Source organism: Bacillus cereus (assembly GCF_002577405.1).
GTDB lineage: Bacteria > Bacillota > Bacilli > Bacillales > Bacillaceae_G > Bacillus_A > Bacillus_A cereus_AU.
The window spans coordinates 426349-443273 of sequence record NZ_NULR01000001.1; the positions used below are offsets into that span (position 1 = coordinate 426349).

Sequence of the window (16925 nt, forward strand, 5' to 3'; positions counted from 1 at the left end):
AATTTTATAAGGATTTCTATTTTGAGTTATACAATACGATAAAAATGGTTAATTATAAATAAAAAAGGAAAAGGCCGATTTCTATCGGCCTTTTCAAATTCCCTTATATTGATGCTCGCTATTAAGACCTTCTCTTTCTAGGACCTACAATTAATTTGATTGCTGTTCTTTCTTGATTATTGATAGAAATCTCTTGAAATGCTGGAACAAAAGCCAAGTCAATACCACTTGGTGCGACAAACCCTCTTGCAATCGCAATTGCTTTAATTGCTTGATTTAAAGAACCAGCCCCAATCACTTGGATCTCCACATTGCCACTTGCTCTTAGTACACCTGCTATTGCACCTGCGACTGAATTTGGACTTGATTTTGAAGATACCTTTAATATATTTTCCATGTAAGTTGCTCCCTCTATTATTTAATCCCTCTTTTGTTACAGCTTAAAATCTTTTAACGTATCTTTAACTACTATTCAAACCAAAAGCAAACAATGTTATATAAGTACATTCATTCGATACTTTTCGTCTTCTTCCTGCCCAACTACGTAAATAAAAAACAAACACTTAATAATCCGATATACAAATATTCACATGGAAGAAATTCGCTTAAACGAAAACATTATTGCAGCTGCAGGTGATTTCGCTTTTCAAATGAAAACTTCACCAAATAATGAATGCCTTCAACTAGTTGGCGAAACGATTGTTACAGTACCAGCTAATTCAACTCTTCAGCTTAGAAATAATAGTGGTTTTAATCACCAAAGTATTGTAACTTGTGATAATGGTATAAATTCAGTTGAATTAACAGTTACAAAACTAAGTTAATAATCACCTTCACATTCAGATGCTTTTTCAGCATCTTTTTTTATTGAATAACGTTTTTCTTCGATTTCTATCGTCTCTCTTATAAAACGTAAACTCTCATTTCACTTTTCTACTAATCTAATAAATACGAAAAAGTACCGAACCCTTCTACTTCAAAAGTTCGGTACTTTTTATATCAAAGCCTAATCATTCTTTCTTATTTCTCCACATAAACTGACTTAACAATCGTACGATTATAAGGTTGTCCTTCTTTATTCATCCCTTTTATATCCATCGTAACGTTATATACTCCTGGTTGCTTTATACCTTTTAGAGCACCTGTAAATGTATTTGTATTAACATTTTGTGATTCATTAAATTCAGATACTAACTCCCCTTCTTTATTAACGACTCTTACTGTTACTGTAATATCACCTTTCATTTCAGGTGCGGCAGGTGATTTTTTAAGTTTATACTCTGATTTATTTGCTTTTATTTTTGATGGCATTTGAAGAACAAATGGTGCATTATTTTTGTAATCGCTCACAACTAAGTATGCATCTTTTGACTGCTTCGCCATCATTTTAACTTTCCATTCTCCTGCTTCCATTTTATCAAATTTAAAAGTTCTAATTGTCGCCCCATTGAAGAAAGATTCACCTTCACCAGTAGTTATAGCGCTATCTTTGTTTGTATACACTTTTCCTTTTGGAGAAATCATCTGTACTTCTACATCCGAAGAAGCAGTTAATACTGAGACAATCCCCTCTGCTTTTTTATCAACCGCAACATTTTGTTCTATCCACTGATTTTGCGGTAATTCCCCTCCTATAAGATTTTGATTAGAAGTTGTATTTAATTGTTCTACCTTTTCATCAGAACTATAATTCGGTGCTACTAAAGCTGGCACGCCTACATTTGCAGTACGTAAATATGGTTCGATTCGTGCGAAAACGGCTGACCCTTTGCGTATATTGTCATGATCAAATCTAGAATCTGTAAATAAATGAGTTCCATACGGTAACCTAGCACTCCATTCATTTACCAGTCCATCATTGGAACCGTACGATGACAAATATAGCCCGCCCATAGATAACGCAGAAAATACTGGTCCCCAGCTTGTCCCAGTAGCTGTATAGTAACGGTTTAATTTAACTGCTGGATTGTTATCTATTGTTGAACGAAATTTTGCCATTTCTCCTATTTGTAACGAATAAGTACCATCATCTTTTTGGCCTAATATAGAAGCAAGCCATCCTGCCCACCAGCTGTATGATAAATCTGCTAAATTCGATCCGTAATGCGGGGTAGCGAGTGTTATAACATTTCCAACAAATCGATTCGCTCCATATCCAACTAGTGCTGCTTGTGTATCGATACCACCTTTACTATGCGCTACAATATTTACTTTTTTACCGAAATGATTATACATTTCTTCTAGTTTTTGTGCTAGTAATTTTCCGTTGTCCCACTGACTAGCCGATCCTTTCCCTGCAGCATCATATAATTGTATAAATGCTGTTTGATAACCTGCTTTCAGCGCATAGTCATACATATCATTTATATCGTGATACACTGTCTTTCCATACCAACTATCGGCATTACCATTCCTTCCTTGTACAAAAAGGATTGGAGGCTTACTCTCATCATAATTAGTTGGCTTTTGACCTAAAAACCATTCTCCAGGTGTAAATACTTCTTGATCAGGAAATCCAGTTTTAAGCTCTTTTACTCCCTCCGCCTCTACTTTCGTACTAACAACCAATGGAGCCATAATAATAAATGCGAGAAATAGTATCATACACCTTTGCAAAATCCTCATTAACATTCCCCCTTTTTTGAAAGGAAGCACTAATTTTACTCTAGTTTATTTTTGTAAATACAATAAATAGTAACTGTCCTTTCTTATGAAATGTTATTCTCTCATCATTTACTCATTCCTTTTCTCAGTAAGCGCATAAAAATTTTCTCAATACATTTCTCTACTATAAAAAGCTACGTATAAAAGGTCTCTTATTCATAACCTTTTATACGTAGCTTCTTTTTTTACTGTAACGTCTTATATTCACTATCTCTTCCCCTTTTTCAGATGTGTTCTTCAATAGCTTTCATATTATTATTCTAAAAAATGTCACATAATAAGTGATTTATATCACCACACTCATTTTAATATATTGCTATTCTTGGTTTAGTTATCACAATAAACTTTATGGAGGCATTCATATGGAACATACATTTACTGAAACTTCTATTGTCGGTGAGATTGTTACACAATTTCCGAAAGCTAGTGATCTTTTTAAATCATATAGAATAGACTTTTGTTGTGGTGGTAATAAACCACTTATTGATGCAATTAATGAAAGAAAATTATTAGCATCAGAGGTAATTACAGAGTTAAATACGCTTTATCATAAAACGAAACTATTAAACGAATCCGAAATTGATTGGAAAAATGCTTCTTATCGCGAATTGATTGATTATGTTATAAATAAGCATCATCGTTATTTAAATGAAGAGTTGCCGCAATTAAGTCCTTATGTGACAAAAGTATTACGCGTCCACGGGGCAAATCAGCCTCATTTAGCTCAAATTCATACGCTATTTCATGAACTTAAGATGGAACTAGAACAACATTTAATTAAAGAAGAAACGGAAGATTTCCCATTAATTTTAGAATTCGAACAAAATCCAACTGATGAAAACTATGCAAAATTACGTAAAGTAGTAGATGAGTTGGAAAATGAACACAATCACGCCGGCAATATTATTAAAGAACTTCGTAAAGTGACAAATGACTTTACTCCTCCAGAAGGAGCTTGCGGTACTTATCGCCTTGTTTACCAACGCCTTGAAGCTTTAGAATCTGATTTATTTGAGCATATTCATTTAGAAAATAATATTTTATTTCCTCGTGCAATTACACGAGCATAAATATAGCGCAGGACATGAGTAAAAATACTCATGTCCTGCTTTTACATTTATGAAAAATAATTACACTCCCCCTAATCTCTCTACCCATATACCCAAATATCTCTTTCACTTCCCCCTTCACATACATCCGAATTTAAACAATTTGTGAACCATTATAAAGATGTGATAAATATCACATCTCCCTCTATTTTGATTTTTTATAATAGACATACAATCCTTTGTTCAACATTTCACATAAAAAGGGGAAATGAAAATGAAAAAACGTTTAGTTATGATCGGAAATGGTATGGCGGGCATACGCTGTATGGAAGAAATATTAAAACATGATAGTGATTTATATGAGATTACTATTTTGGGAGATGAACCACATCCAAACTACAATCGCATTATGCTCTCTCATGTTTTACAAGGAAAAACAAATATGCAAGATATCATTATGAATGAATACAGTTGGTATGAGGAAAACGAAATAACCTTGTATACAGATGAAAGAGTTCAGAGTATTAACCGAGAAGAAAAAATCATTATCACAGAAAAGAATCGTACTCTTACATATGACAAACTCATTGTCGCAACAGGTTCTAGCGCTTTTATTTTACCTGTTGAAGGTTCCACTCTTTCTGGTGTAACAGGATTTCGAACTATTGAAGATACACAGTTTATGATTGATACCGCTAAGGAAAAGAAAAAGGCCGTTGTCATTGGTGGTGGGTTACTTGGTTTAGAAGCCGCAAGAGGTCTTATTGACTTAGGAATGGACGTACATGTTGTTCATTTAATGCCTAGCTTAATGGAGCAACAACTAGATACGAAAGCAGCTTCTCTTCTGCGTGAAGATTTAGAAACACAAGGCATGAAGTTTCTAATGGAAAAGAAAACTGTAAAAATTCTTGGTACAGAACATGTTGAGGGCATTCAATTTGAAGATGGTGAAGTTGTAGATTGTGATTTAATCGTAATGGCTGTCGGAATACGCCCCAATACGCAAATAGCAAGAGATGCTGGTTTACTTGTCAATCGCGGCATTGTAGTCAATGACTATATGCTAACAAATGATGAATCCATTTATGCAGTTGGCGAATGTGCAGAACATGATGGTATCGCATATGGGCTTGTTGCCCCTCTCTATGAACAAGGCACAATATTAGCGAAACATATAACGGATTTACAAACGAATGGATACACGGGCAGTATTGTTGGCACGCAATTAAAAGTTGCTGGTTGTGATTTATTCTCTGCTGGCCAAATTTATAAAGATGATCAAACGAAAGCAATATCAATCTTTGATGAATGTAAACGTTCCTATAAAAAAGTATTAATTCGTGACAATAAAGTCGTTGGTATCGTTTTATACGGGGATACTGCTGATGGTCCACGACTCTTTAGCATGTTAAAGAAAGAAGAAGATATACAAGAATATACAACCGCTTCCCTTCTTCACAAAGCTGGTGAAGAAAGTGAACTTGACGTTGCTACAATGAGTGCGGATGACACGATTTGTGGATGTAATGGTGTTACGAAAGGTACAATCGTTCATGCCATTTTAGAGCAAGAGTTAACTACTTTTGAAGAGGTAAAAGGATGCACGAAAGCCGCAGGATCTTGTGGTAAATGTCGTCCACTTGTAGAACAAGTTTTATCTCATACACTCGGAGATGCTTTTGATGCTTCTGCGCAGTCTGCTGGTATGTGCGGATGTACAAGTTTATCACGTGATGAAGTCGTAGCGGCCATTCACGAGAAAGGTTTAAAATCTCCAAAAGAAGTACGAAATGTTCTTGGTTTTGTACATGAAGATGGCTGTTCGAAATGTCGTCCTGCTTTGAACTACTATTTACGTATGGCGATTCCAGAAGAATATGAAGACGATAAAGCGTCCCGTTTCGTTAATGAAAGAATGAATGGTAACATCCAGCACGATGGTACATTCTCTGTTATTCCACGTATGTACGGAGGCGTTACAACAGCAGATGATTTAATGAAAATTGCTGAAGTTGCGAAAAAGTACGATGTTCCTCTTGTGAAAATTACAGGTGCGAGCCGAATCGGCTTATATGGTGTTAAGAAACAAGATTTACCTAACGTATGGGCTGACTTAAATATGACTTCGGGATATGCGTATTCAAAATCGCTTCGTAATGTAAAATCATGTGTTGGTTCTCGCTTCTGCCGTTTCGGTACGAAAGATTCATTAGGACTTGGTATGTTACTTGAACAATCATTAGAAATGGTAGATACACCTCATAAAATGAAGATGGGTGTAACGGGCTGTCCGCGTAACTGTGCGGAAGTACTGACGAAAGATTTTGGCGTTATTTGTGTCGAAAATGGATACCAGCTTTATATTGGCGGAAATGGTGGTACAGAGGTACGCGAAGCTGATTTTGTAATGATTGTCCCTACTGAAGTTGATGTCCTTCGCATCGCTACAGCTTACATGCAATATTATCGTGAAACTGGTATTTACGGAGAGCGTACTGCCTACTGGACAGAACGTTTAGGCTTCGATCACATAAAAAAAATACTACAAGATGCAAGTATGGTTACTAGACTAAATGCACGCTTCCAAACAGCTCGTAGCACTTATACCGAAGCATGGGGACAAGCATTAGAAACGAAGTCATTAAAAGCGATGTATGAAGTAGAAACTGTGAAATAAGGAGCTGTGATCTAAATGATACAAACGAAAGAAAAAATAAAAGTTATGCGTGCAGAAGACCTTCCTATACAAATCGGTAAAGAGGTGCAAATGAAAGGTATGTCTATCGCTCTATTCCGTCTTTCAAATGGCGATATTCGAGCTGTAGAAAATCGTTGTCCTCATAAAAACGGACCGTTAGCAGAAGGAATTGTATCTGGAGAATTCGTCTTTTGTCCGCTGCATGATTGGAAAATCTCATTACTAACAGGTGAAGTTCAAAAGCCTGATGACGGCTGTATTCAAACATACGAAATAGAAGTTATTGATGGTGACATTTATATATACATGTAATTTACAAAAGGAAGCCTCCTCTGGCTTCCTTTTAAATAAAAATAGATGAGGTGCGATTATGAACGGATATGTATATTTAGTTGGTGCAGGACCAGGTGATGAAGGGCTTATTACAAAGAAAGCGATAGATTGTTTAAAGCGTGCAGATATCGTTTTATATGACCGTTTATTAAACCCTTTCTTTCTTAGTTATACAAAAGAAACATGTGAACTTATTTATTGCGGAAAAATGCCAAAGAATCATATTATGCGACAAGAAATGATTAACGCCCACCTTCTTCAATTTGCGAAAGAAGGAAAAATCGTTGTTCGATTAAAGGGCGGAGATCCATCTATTTTTGGCCGTGTTGGTGAAGAAGCAGAAACTTTAGCAACAGCGAACATTCCATATGAAATTGTACCAGGCATTACATCTAGCATCGCCGCTAGTAGCTATGCAGGTATCCCCCTCACCCACCGTAACTATAGTAATAGCGTCACTTTACTAACTGGGCATGCAAAAGGTCCTTTAGCCGATTATGGAAAATATAATTCATCCCACAATAGCGACACAATCGCCTACTACATGGGTATAAAAAACTTACCTACAATTTGCGAAAACTTACTACAAGCAGGAAAAAAAGACGATACGCCAGTAGCAGTCATTGAATGGGGTACAACTGGTAAACAGCGCGTTGTCACAGGAACACTTTCAACCATTGTTCCTATCGTGAAAAACGAAAATATTTCTAATCCAGCAATGACAATTGTTGGTGATGTCGTTTCCTTACGTAATCAAATCGCTTGGAAAGAACGTAAACCATTACATGGTAAAAAAGTTTTATTTGCATCCGCAACAAATAAAACAAGTTTAATGAAGCAAAAATTACAAGAATCCGGTGCAGAAATATATCAAATTCCAACTTTCAAAAAGGAAGAATACACTTTAACACCTGAACAAATCAATGAAATTTTTAACGTTAATCGTCTTGTATTTTGTTCAGCTGAAAGTGTAGAAATCTTGATGCAGTCATGTAGTAAGCACGATAAAGATATTCGTTCCTTACAAGCCGAACTACAGTATATGAACGGTGCCACTCAAGAAAAGCTGATGCAATACGGACTCTTAAGTAAACAAGCAAAGTTCTCTTCCGATACAACTGTTTATTTAGGCCGGAATATTAACCGCATTGCTTTTATTCAAGAAAAAATTGGTGTAGGATCCTACACGATGACTCATGAGTATACAATTGATCATCGCTTCGATGAAATTCATTCTCGTATGCTTTCTGAATTTTCATGGGATAGCATTGTATTTGAAGGACGTGCTTCCATCGATACATTTCTATCAGAAATAAAACGACTTGGTTTTATCGATATTCTTACTCTCCCATTCTCGTATACCGACGTTTCAACTTTACAATATGCAAATAAAGTCGGATTTCATAACGTAGATCATTCATTACAAGAAATTATTATGAAGAAAGACATGGTGAGACAATGAAAGGAATTGTATATGTTGGACACGGGAGCCGGCTCCAAGAAGGTAACAATCAATTCATTCACTTTATTCAATCTGTTATGAAAGAACGTAACGAAAGAATTCAAAAAATAGCTTTTCTGGAACTAACAACACCTACTATTTCAGATGCAGTTACAGAAACAATACTAGAGGGCGCAACCGAAATAATGATTGTACCTGTTTTATTATTTGCAGCAGCTCACTATAAACGTGATATACCTTTTGAGATAGAGAAAATGCAAAAGAAATATCCACATATCACATTTTCAGTTGTACCACCTTTTAGTACACATCCAAATATGGTGGAAGTTGTAGTGAAAAGAATACGTGAAGCTATGCCAATGCAAGGTAGTAGTATTTTACTCGTAGGACGAGGCAGTAGTGATCCACAGCCGATACATGAATTACAACAAATCGGAGCAGCTGTCGAACGAAAACTCGGTATGTCAGTATCGTGCTCCTTTTTAACGAAAGGAACGCCCTCTTTTACTGCTGAGCTCAAGACTATAACATCGACTGCGTCTCATGTATACGTCATGCCGTACCTTCTCTTTACCGGATTGTTGCTTCAAAAAATTAAGTCGCATACAAAAAAATATGATCACGTTACGACTTGTAACTGCCTTCAGTTTGATACATATATGAAATTAACATTATTAGAAAGAATGGAGGAATGTGTGTATGTATAACATGTACCCTCTTATGTTTAATCTAAATAAAAAAATGGTTGTTATAGTTGGTGGAGGTAAAATTGCATATCGAAAAGCGTCTGGATTAAAAAATACAGGCGCTTTTGTCACCGTTGTCAGCCCAGAAATTTGCGAGGAAATGAAGGAACTTCCTTATATTACTTGGAAGCAAAAAACTTTTAGTAATGATGATATTAAAGATGCTCACCTTATTTATGCAGCTACAAATCAACATGATGTAAATATGATGGTCAAACAGGCCTCCCATGATTTTCAATGGGTTAACGTTGTAAGTGATGGTACAGAATCATCGTTTCACACACCCGGTGTCATACGCAATGGTGAATATGTTGTAACGATTTCAACTTCAGGTAAGGATCCATCGTTTACGAAGCGTTTGAAGCAAGAATTAACTTCTATCCTTCCTACACTTATAAAAAGACTTTCTCATACTCACAAATTGTAATCTATTTCTTAGCTAAAATAGTAAATAACTTTGGACAAACGTTTTTAGAGGCGTTTGTTCTTTTTGTTTTAGTTTCTTTTTTAGAATTGCACAAGCAATTGGACAAAAATCTACGAAGAAAAACAATGGTGTTGGAATCTTATAAGCAAGTGGATTTTATGACAATGACAACGGCAACATTACGGGTATAAAAAGACCAGTTGATTGAGAGCATCTGGTCAATAAAGGTTTTATATCGGATATTCATTCAACCAAATTAGCGCTTGTTCATAGTCATCAAAAAATTTTACAGATTCTTTTGCATTGGATTGTTGTAAATAATTCATTCTCTTTTGTTCAAATAGAAAAAGGATGCCTCTACTAGACACCCTCTTTCCCTATTAATGATTCTTTAACATCACTAACAACTTCTCTTGACTATACATCCACACGGTAATAATTAAACAAGCAAGTGCGACTTCTGATAATGCCATAAATCCAATTGCATAATGACCTGTTAGTTGGAATAGTAATGTTAAAATTAGCGGCGGGAAGAATCCGCCTAGTCCGCCTAAAGCTGAAACGAGTCCATTTACAATACCAGCTTGTTCTGAGAAATACATTGGAACGAGTTTAAAGATTGTACCATTTCCAATCCCTGCACAAAATGCGACTAGTAGACAACCAAATGTATACACGTTCATGCTAGGCATAAATGATAATATAATACCTGAAAGTGTTAATCCGATAAATACGAAGATTAATATTTTAAATGGATTAAACTTATCACCGAGCCAACCACCAATCGGACGCATAATTGTTGCGAGTATGATGAACCCGGCTGTCCGCATACCTGCATCTACTTTCTCTAATCCGAAGTGAGATACTAAAAAGTTTGGTAAGTATACTGTAAATGCGACAAATGATCCGAATGTTAAAAAGTAAAAGATACATAAAAACCAAAGTTTTTCATTTTTATATACACCTTTTATTTGTTCCATTAATGGTGTATTCACCTTTTTCTCCTTACGATCGCCTAATAAAAAGTTCATAAGTGCAAACGCTGCAAGTAAAACTAAATAACACTGTACTGTCGTTCTCCAGCCAACTGATGTCGCAATTACAGGTGCTAAAAATGAAGTAATTGCTGTCCCCGCGTTACCAACACCGTAAATACCATTTACAAAACCATGACTCTCTTTCGGAAAGTATTTTGGTAAAGAAGTTACCCCTACTGAGAATACCGCCCCACCGATTCCGACGAATAAACCACCAATAATTAAATCCATCATTGAATCGGCAACACTAATATAAAAGACGGGAAATAATAATAGAATAAAACTAATAAAGAATAATTTTCTTGCTCCGAAACGATTTGTCCAATAACCAATCGGAATGCGAAGAACAGAACCTAATATAACCGGTACTGCTGTTACCATAGAAATTTGTCCCGCAGTTAATGGGATATCAACTTTAATATAGGGCATTAATGATGATAAAATAACCCACACCATAAAACCGATAACTAGATTGGAAGTTTGTAAACTTAATTGAAAATTAGGACTTTTCATCCTGTTCCCTCCTATGTATACATAGTTATATTCATTCCCTCCAGCCTAATCACGTCCTTACATGATTAGGCTGAAAAGAATCAACCACCACTTACTGGCGGAATCATTGCTACGACATCATCAGTTTGAATGATGTCATCCTCATTTGCATACTCTTCATTTATAGCAACCATTATCTCACTTGAAAACGCTACGTTGTATTTCTTAATAAGAACTTCCCTTAGTTCAGCAACTGTAATATTTTCACAATCTATATGTAATGCTGGCTTACTTGCTTCTTCTTGTAAATGTGCAAATAATAGTACTTCAATCATATTCTCATCCCCTTTCCAGGCTCACCATTTGCATATGCTATTTTCTCTAACTGATCACCTATCCATGACTCACCATCTTCCCAAAACTCTTTCTTCCAAATCGGAACAACTTGTTTTATGCGTTCCATAATATACTCATTCGCTTCATAAGCTGCTTTCCGATGTGGTGTAGCAACAGCGACAACAACAGCCAAATCAGAAATTTGTAATGTACCAATGCGATGTGTAATTGCCACATATGTCCCAGGCCACTTCTCTTCTACTTCGGCACCAATTTTCTCAAGCTGTTTTTCCGCCATTGTTTTATATGCTACATACTCTAAATAAAGCGTGCGACGTCCTTTCGTAAATTCTCTGACAGTACCAATGAAAGTAGTAACCGCACCACACTCGCGACGAATTACTTTGTTTGTAACTTCTTCGATTGAAATAGGTGTATCCATTACTTCATAATACATTTGTGTCATCTTGCACCTCTTATCTTTGTATAAGTTAGCAACCTATTTTTCTATTACTTGTATGATCGAAATGGTTCTTTCCATGGCCACTCACTTCCCATGTTCGATTCCAATAATAATACCGAAACAGTTATTCCTGCTTCAAATCCTCTCGTCCCCCCTGGTAGGACGATAATTGCATTCGCTTCTGCAAGTGAAGAAATTGCGCTAGATTTATCTAAACCGACTGGTATAACTTGCAATTGGTCATCTACAATTTCTACTCTCCCTCTTACAAAGCGAGTAAACGGATTTGCTTTCGGAAAGTCTTTCTGTAAAATTGCTTCCGCACGATAAATGTGTGGATCTTTCATATGCAAACATGTTTGAATGACTGGCCGAACATATAATTCACAACCTACATAACAAGCGGAAGGATTACCAGATAGACCAAATAATAGTTTTCCCTCTAACTCAGCTACAGTTGTCACACTTCCTGGTCGCATCGCAATTTTGTTGAAAAGTACATTAGCTTGTAATCTCTCATAAATAGCAGGTAAATAGTCATAGTCTCCTACTGAAACGCCACCAGTTGTAATTAATATATCAACTTCTTTTATCGCTTTTTTTACAGTGTTATAACACGTCTCAAAATCGTCAGCGAATTGTCCGTAATATTGTACAACTCCGCCGGCTCGTTCAATTTGAGCAGCGATCATATAGGAGTTACTATTTCGAATCTTTCCTTCTTTCAGTTGTTCATGTACTTCAAGCAGTTCACTTCCTGTCGTTACAATTCCAATAATCGGCTGTTTTACAACATGTACGGAACTATAACCAAACGTAGCAAGAAGTGCTGCAACTCCAGGATTAATAACAGTCCCTTTTTTCACAAGGACGGTATTTCGTTTTACATCTTCTCCTTTAAAAGAAATATTATCCCCGGAAGCAAAAGAGCGTTTTAATTTCATATAAGTCTTTTCGTTTTCTTCAAACCCTTCCGTTAGTTCTAACATAACAACAGCATTACAACCTGCTGGAATTGCGGCTCCTGTCATAATACGTACAGCTTGAAATGCTTTCACTTCTTTTGTAAAAACAAAACCTGCTCCGATTTCACCAATCACTTCGAACTGAATTGGATTACTGCTACTTGCTTCTTTTGTATCTTCTGCTCGAATCGCAAATCCATCGTACGGAGAGCGATCAAAATGCGGGACGTCATGATCTGCAACAACATCTTCTCCAAGGATTCTTCCGTAACTGTCTATAAGAGAAAATTTTTCCGTTTCACCCTGATGAGCATATTCCATTACACGTGCAACTGCTTCTGCCACTGAAATTGGTATACGTTTTTCTAACATTCTTTTTCACCTCGTTTTGATTAGAAGAAACCTTCTTTATGCTCATCCTATATATTTTGTATATAATCGTTTTGCTATTTTCATATCATTTGTCCCATGAATAAATGCCCTACCGTCTGTAAATAAAACAAAACGATATTCATCAACAAGAAACGATAGTAAATATGGTGTTTTTTTGACATTCAAGCTTTTTTGTAAGCGCTTTTGTATTTCTTCTAAATTAAGAGTTTTCTCTATTCCTGGACGGACTTGAACGGTATTCCGCCCGCATAACACTTCAGTTTTCATCTGTGATTCAAATGTTAAACTTGGGTACGTGCGTACATTTCCACAAGATGGACATGTACTTTTCTTCTGCCTATTTACTTTTAATGAGAGATATTGATTGTCCCAAATATCAAATGATAACATTGTTCCTCTTAGCGACTGATAGTCATCCACCAATATTTTCATCGCTTCTGTTACTTGGTTAACAACAACCATCTGTACAGCTGGCTGAATAATTCCTGCTGTATCGCATGTTGCACCGTTCGTAGGATGATTCATTAGGCAGCGAAAACACGGTGTTTTCCCCGGAAGAATTGTATACGTTACACCGTAACTTCCAATGCAACCACCGTATATCCAAGGTATATTTTCTTTTTGTGAAATGTCATTTATAAGTAGGCGCGTATCAAAGTTGTCAGTCGCATCTAATATGAGATCCACTTCTTTTGTTAACTCTTCCATTTCTTGCATTGTAACATCCTCTACAACAGGTACAATTTCTACTTCAGAATTAATCTTTTTTAAATGTTCTGCCGCTGCAATTGCTTTTGGCTTGCACCGCTGTGCATCTTCTTCTGTATATAACTGTTGCCGCTGTAAATTGCTCCATTCGACGTAGTCACGGTCAGCAATTGTCAATTTCCCAATTCCCATCCTAACGAGCGCTTCTGCATTCGCAGCTCCTAGTGCACCCGCACCGATTAGTAGCACATGCTTTTCTCTTATTTTTCTTTGCCCCATTTCACCAATTTCAGAAAACAATATTTGCCTTGAATATCGCTCTTGCATAGGGAGTCCTCCTTTCACTATCCTCCAATGTAAGACATTTCAACTTTTGGACGCTTATTTGTACTTTCCGCCGTTCTTTCATCTGAATAACGATCTGTTCTATATCGCCATGTATGTTGTAAAATTTTTAATAGTGATGCGTCAGAAATATTTTCTCGAAGAAGCGTTCGCAAATCCGTTCCTTTCGTTCCAAATAGGCACGTAAAAAACTTACCGTCTGCCGAAATGCGCGCTCTCGTACAAGAAGAACAAAATGACTCAGAAACAGAAGTAATAAATCCAACTTCTGCATTGCTCCCTACATATCGATACACTTTCGCCACTTCTCCAAAGTAACGAGGCTTAACAGGCTCCATCGGATATACACGATTAATTTTCTCTATTAATTGTTCTTTCGTAATGACTTGTTCAAAGTTCCATCCGTTCGTACTGCCCACATCCATAAACTCGATAAAACGGAGCTGAATTTCTTGTTCTTTAAAATAACGAGCCATAAAAAGAATTTGACTATCATTCATCCCTTTTTTTACAACCATATTTACTTTTACTTCTAGTCCAACTGCCTTCGCTGCTTCAATTCCTTTCAATACAGGTTTTGTGCTTACACTTCGTCCATTAATTTTTTGGAAGACATGATCCTCTATCGCATCTAAACTAATATTTACACGTTTTAATCCCGCTTCTTTTAATAGCTTTGCTTGTTTTGCTAAATGAATACCGTTTGTTGTGAGTCCAATATCCGTTAAACCGTCTAGCTTTGCAAGCCTTGCAATTAACTTCGGTAAATCTTTACGCAATAAAGGTTCGCCACCAGTAAGCCTAATTTTATTGACTCCCATACTTATAAATAATTTCGCTAATCTTTCTATTTCATCGAACGTTAATAAAAACTCTTCCTGTAAAAAAGCGTAATCAGGTCCAAACACTTCAGCCGGCATACAGTATGTGCACCTAAAATTACAACGATCAATAACTGAAATACGTAAATCTTGAAGTGGCCGCTCTAACGAATCTCTCATATTCTCGTACATCTATATCCCTTCTTTTCTACTCAAATCCTTAGTAAGTTTCATATTTTGTATTTGCTTTCATTATAAAAAAGAAGCTACATATTCAATGTGACTTTTCTCACATTACTTTCCCCATTCAAAAATTCTTCACGAATCCGTTCGAATTTTGTTCACATCTCCAGCCCTATTCCATACGGTCATTGAAATTTCACTTTTTTCCAAAAATATCTCTTGCATTTTCATCATACTTACATTCAAAATAGGAGATATATTGCTTATTAGAAGAAAGGTGATTGCTGTGGCAAACAGTATGACATTATCTCAAGACTTAAAGGAATTACTTGCATCTGTTGAATATAAAATGCAGATTAAAAAAGGAAGTTTTATTTTTCAAGAAGGTATGGAAGCAAAAGAACTCTATATCATCCACTCAGGGAAAGTACAAATTAGTAAACTAAGTGCTGATGGACAAGAATTAACACTCCGTATTTGTTCGGCATACGATATTATCGGCGAACTAACATTGTTCACGGACAATGCGAAGTATTTATTAAATTCAAAATGCCTTGAAGATGTTGAAGTAGGAGTAATAAAGCGTGAAACCTTAGAAAAAGCATTACTCCAAAAGCCAGCGCTTGTATTTGAATTTATGAAATGGATTAGTGAACATTTAAGAAGAATGCAAACGAAGTTCCGAGATTTAGTATTACACGGCAAAAAAGGTGCCCTGTATTCTACTCTTATTCGAATGACAAATAGTTATGGTGTACTAAAGGAAAACGGGATTCTCATCGATTTACCATTAACGAATCAAGAACTTGCTAATTTTTGTGCAACTTCACGCGAAAGTGTAAATCGGATGTTAAATGAATTAAAAAAGCAAGGTACAATTTCTATTCATAAAGGAAAAATCACAATCCATGATTTACAATTTTTAAAATGTGAAATTGCTTGTGAAGATTGCTCTGCCTCTATTTGTAGCATTGAGTAGCATCTAATATAGATGCTACTCTTTTTTCATAGACACAATTATCTCCTATATAAAAAGACGAGGCCTTCCATTAGACCTCGTTTCATGTTAGTTGCTAGCTCTTATTCGTTTACAGCGGAATTATTTTTTCAATTCATTAGGAATACGTCTTCTGTAAATTACATAACTGCGACTTAAATATTTAATTGGGGCACTAAATACATGTACAAGTCTTGTAAATGGCCATACTGCGAAAAGTCCCATCGCTGCAATAATATGAAATTTAAACCAAACAGGTACTTCCATCATATATTCAACTTTCGGTTGGAAAATAAAGAGACTTCGGAACCAAGGACCAATCGTTGTACGATAATCAAACCCTTTTGAGTCGATATTTAAAAACGTTGAGGAAAGTCCTGCCAGCATAACGATAAGTAATAAAATAAGCGCAATATAATCTCCCGTTGTACTCGTTGCAATGATACGTTTTACTGTGAAGCGGCGGTACGTTAATATAATTAAACCGATAATAGAAGCAACACCTGCCGGAAGTCCGAAACTAATTGCTACTATATGATACATATGCTCTGTAATACCTATTGAACGGTATACGGACTCCGGAATTAAAATCCCCATAACATGACCACCAATGACGAACATGATCCCAAAGTGGAATAACAGACTTCCGATTCGGAGCATTTTCTTCTCTAATAGTTCACTAGATTTTGATGTCCATCCAAATTGATCATAGTTGTATCTGAAAATATGTCCACCGATAAAAATTGCAAAAATGATATAGGGAAACAACACCCATAGAAATTGATCCATCATTTTGACAACTC

General features: G+C 36.1%; 16 protein-coding genes and 2 pseudogenes. 8 read left to right on the forward strand and 10 right to left on the reverse strand.

The features are described from left to right. Window positions 1–121: 121 nt before the first annotated feature. Window positions 122–397 (reverse strand): stage V sporulation protein S, encoded by a 276-nt coding sequence (locus COC96_RS02230; protein ID WP_097903204.1) that lies wholly within the window; start codon window positions 395–397, stop codon window positions 122–124. Window positions 398–599: 202 nt separating this feature from the next. On the opposite strand from COC96_RS02230, the pseudogene COC96_RS02235 reads away from it, so the two are divergent. Beyond that, a pseudogene (locus COC96_RS02235) lies at window positions 600–824 on the forward strand (preprotein translocase); the annotation flags it as partial. A 196-nt stretch (window positions 825–1020) separates the two neighbouring features. Here the strand turns inward: COC96_RS02235 and COC96_RS02240 are convergent. After that, entirely contained in the window at window positions 1021–2625 is a 1605-nt protein-coding gene (locus COC96_RS02240; protein WP_098768212.1) for a lipase family alpha/beta hydrolase, read from the reverse strand. Between the two features lie 401 nt (window positions 2626–3026). On the opposite strand from COC96_RS02240, the gene ric reads away from it, so the two are divergent. The 6 genes from ric (at window position 3027) to COC96_RS02270 (ending at window position 9382) form a co-directional block, all read left to right on the forward strand. Then, entirely contained in the window at window positions 3027–3734 is a 708-nt protein-coding gene (gene ric / locus COC96_RS02245) for an iron-sulfur cluster repair di-iron protein (protein WP_098768213.1), read from the forward strand. Window positions 3735–3987: 253 nt separating this feature from the next. Next, a complete protein-coding gene (gene nirB / locus COC96_RS02250) occupies window positions 3988–6393 on the forward strand; it encodes an NADPH-nitrite reductase large subunit (RefSeq protein ID WP_098768214.1) in 2406 nt (801 codons plus the stop codon). Window positions 6394–6408: 15 nt separating this feature from the next. Next, window positions 6409–6726 carry a nitrite reductase small subunit NirD gene (nirD, locus tag COC96_RS02255; protein ID WP_098768215.1) on the forward strand — a complete coding sequence of 106 codons (318 nt, stop codon included), beginning with the start codon at window positions 6409–6411 and terminating at the stop codon, window positions 6724–6726. 58 nt (window positions 6727–6784) lie between these two features. Then, entirely contained in the window at window positions 6785–8209 is a 1425-nt protein-coding gene (locus COC96_RS02260) for a uroporphyrin-III C-methyltransferase (RefSeq protein ID WP_098768216.1), read from the forward strand. Continuing rightward, window positions 8206–8916, forward strand: a complete 711-nt coding sequence (locus COC96_RS02265; RefSeq protein WP_098768217.1) for a sirohydrochlorin chelatase — start codon at window positions 8206–8208, stop codon at window positions 8914–8916. Before COC96_RS02260 ends, COC96_RS02265 begins: the two co-directional genes overlap by 4 nt. Next, entirely contained in the window at window positions 8909–9382 is a 474-nt protein-coding gene (locus tag COC96_RS02270; RefSeq protein ID WP_098768218.1) for a precorrin-2 dehydrogenase, read from the forward strand. The genes COC96_RS02265 and COC96_RS02270 overlap by 8 nt, the downstream gene beginning before the upstream one ends. A gap of 230 nt (window positions 9383–9612) precedes the next feature. On the opposite strand, the pseudogene COC96_RS02275 reads toward COC96_RS02270, so the two are convergent. From COC96_RS02275 to moaA, 7 genes and pseudogenes are all read right to left on the reverse strand, one after another. Continuing rightward, window positions 9613–9747, reverse strand: a pseudogene (locus tag COC96_RS02275) (STAS/SEC14 domain-containing protein); the annotation flags it as partial. A 15-nt stretch (window positions 9748–9762) separates the two neighbouring features. Further along, a complete protein-coding gene (gene narK / locus COC96_RS02280) occupies window positions 9763–10932 on the reverse strand; it encodes a nitrate transporter NarK (protein ID WP_098768219.1) in 1170 nt (389 codons plus the stop codon). An 80-nt stretch (window positions 10933–11012) separates the two neighbouring features. Next, a complete protein-coding gene (gene moaD / locus COC96_RS02285; protein ID WP_098768220.1) occupies window positions 11013–11246 on the reverse strand; it encodes a molybdopterin converting factor subunit 1 in 234 nt (77 codons plus the stop codon). Beyond that, a complete protein-coding gene (locus tag COC96_RS02290) occupies window positions 11243–11713 on the reverse strand; it encodes a molybdenum cofactor biosynthesis protein MoaE (RefSeq protein ID WP_098768221.1) in 471 nt (156 codons plus the stop codon). The genes moaD and COC96_RS02290 overlap by 4 nt, the downstream gene beginning before the upstream one ends. Before the next feature lie 44 nt (window positions 11714–11757). After that, window positions 11758–13047 (reverse strand): molybdopterin molybdotransferase MoeA, encoded by a 1290-nt coding sequence (locus COC96_RS02295; protein ID WP_098768222.1) that lies wholly within the window; start codon window positions 13045–13047, stop codon window positions 11758–11760. Between the two features lie 42 nt (window positions 13048–13089). After that, the gene (locus tag COC96_RS02300) at window positions 13090–14103 is read right to left on the reverse strand and encodes a molybdopterin-synthase adenylyltransferase MoeB (protein WP_098768223.1); all 1014 of its coding nucleotides are present in this window, start codon (window positions 14101–14103) and stop codon (window positions 13090–13092) included. Window positions 14104–14120: 17 nt separating this feature from the next. Further along, window positions 14121–15134, reverse strand: a complete 1014-nt coding sequence (gene moaA, locus COC96_RS02305) for a GTP 3',8-cyclase MoaA (RefSeq protein WP_098768224.1) — start codon at window positions 15132–15134, stop codon at window positions 14121–14123. A 277-nt stretch (window positions 15135–15411) separates the two neighbouring features. On the opposite strand from moaA, the gene COC96_RS02310 reads away from it, so the two are divergent. Continuing rightward, window positions 15412–16104, forward strand: a complete 693-nt coding sequence (locus COC96_RS02310) for a Crp/Fnr family transcriptional regulator (RefSeq protein ID WP_098768284.1) — start codon at window positions 15412–15414, stop codon at window positions 16102–16104. Window positions 16105–16224: 120 nt separating this feature from the next. Here the strand turns inward: COC96_RS02310 and narI are convergent, their stop codons facing one another. Continuing rightward, complete coding sequence (gene narI, locus COC96_RS02315) at window positions 16225–16914, reverse strand: respiratory nitrate reductase subunit gamma (protein WP_098768225.1); 690 nt, start codon at window positions 16912–16914, stop codon at window positions 16225–16227. Window positions 16915–16925: the final 11 nt, after the last annotated feature.

Coding starts and splice junctions, on each gene's coding strand:
- COC96_RS02230 (WP_097903204.1), bottom strand. CDS start 397: ATGGAAAATATATTAAAGGTATCTTCAAAATCAAGTCCAAATTCAGTC.
- COC96_RS02240 (WP_098768212.1), bottom strand. CDS start 2,625: ATGAGGATTTTGCAAAGGTGTATGATACTATTTCTCGCATTTATTATT.
- ric (WP_098768213.1), top strand. CDS start 3,027: ATGGAACATACATTTACTGAAACTTCTATTGTCGGTGAGATTGTTACA.
- nirB (WP_098768214.1), top strand. CDS start 3,988: ATGAAAAAACGTTTAGTTATGATCGGAAATGGTATGGCGGGCATACGC.
- nirD (WP_098768215.1), top strand. CDS start 6,409: ATGATACAAACGAAAGAAAAAATAAAAGTTATGCGTGCAGAAGACCTT.
- COC96_RS02260 (WP_098768216.1), top strand. CDS start 6,785: ATGAACGGATATGTATATTTAGTTGGTGCAGGACCAGGTGATGAAGGG.
- COC96_RS02265 (WP_098768217.1), top strand. CDS start 8,206: ATGAAAGGAATTGTATATGTTGGACACGGGAGCCGGCTCCAAGAAGGT.
- COC96_RS02270 (WP_098768218.1), top strand. CDS start 8,909: ATGTATAACATGTACCCTCTTATGTTTAATCTAAATAAAAAAATGGTT.
- narK (WP_098768219.1), bottom strand. CDS start 10,932: ATGAAAAGTCCTAATTTTCAATTAAGTTTACAAACTTCCAATCTAGTT.
- moaD (WP_098768220.1), bottom strand. CDS start 11,246: ATGATTGAAGTACTATTATTTGCACATTTACAAGAAGAAGCAAGTAAG.
- COC96_RS02290 (WP_098768221.1), bottom strand. CDS start 11,713: ATGACACAAATGTATTATGAAGTAATGGATACACCTATTTCAATCGAA.
- COC96_RS02295 (WP_098768222.1), bottom strand. CDS start 13,047: ATGTTAGAAAAACGTATACCAATTTCAGTGGCAGAAGCAGTTGCACGT.
- COC96_RS02300 (WP_098768223.1), bottom strand. CDS start 14,103: ATGCAAGAGCGATATTCAAGGCAAATATTGTTTTCTGAAATTGGTGAA.
- moaA (WP_098768224.1), bottom strand. CDS start 15,134: ATGTACGAGAATATGAGAGATTCGTTAGAGCGGCCACTTCAAGATTTA.
- narI (WP_098768225.1), bottom strand. CDS start 16,914: ATGATGGATCAATTTCTATGGGTGTTGTTTCCCTATATCATTTTTGCA.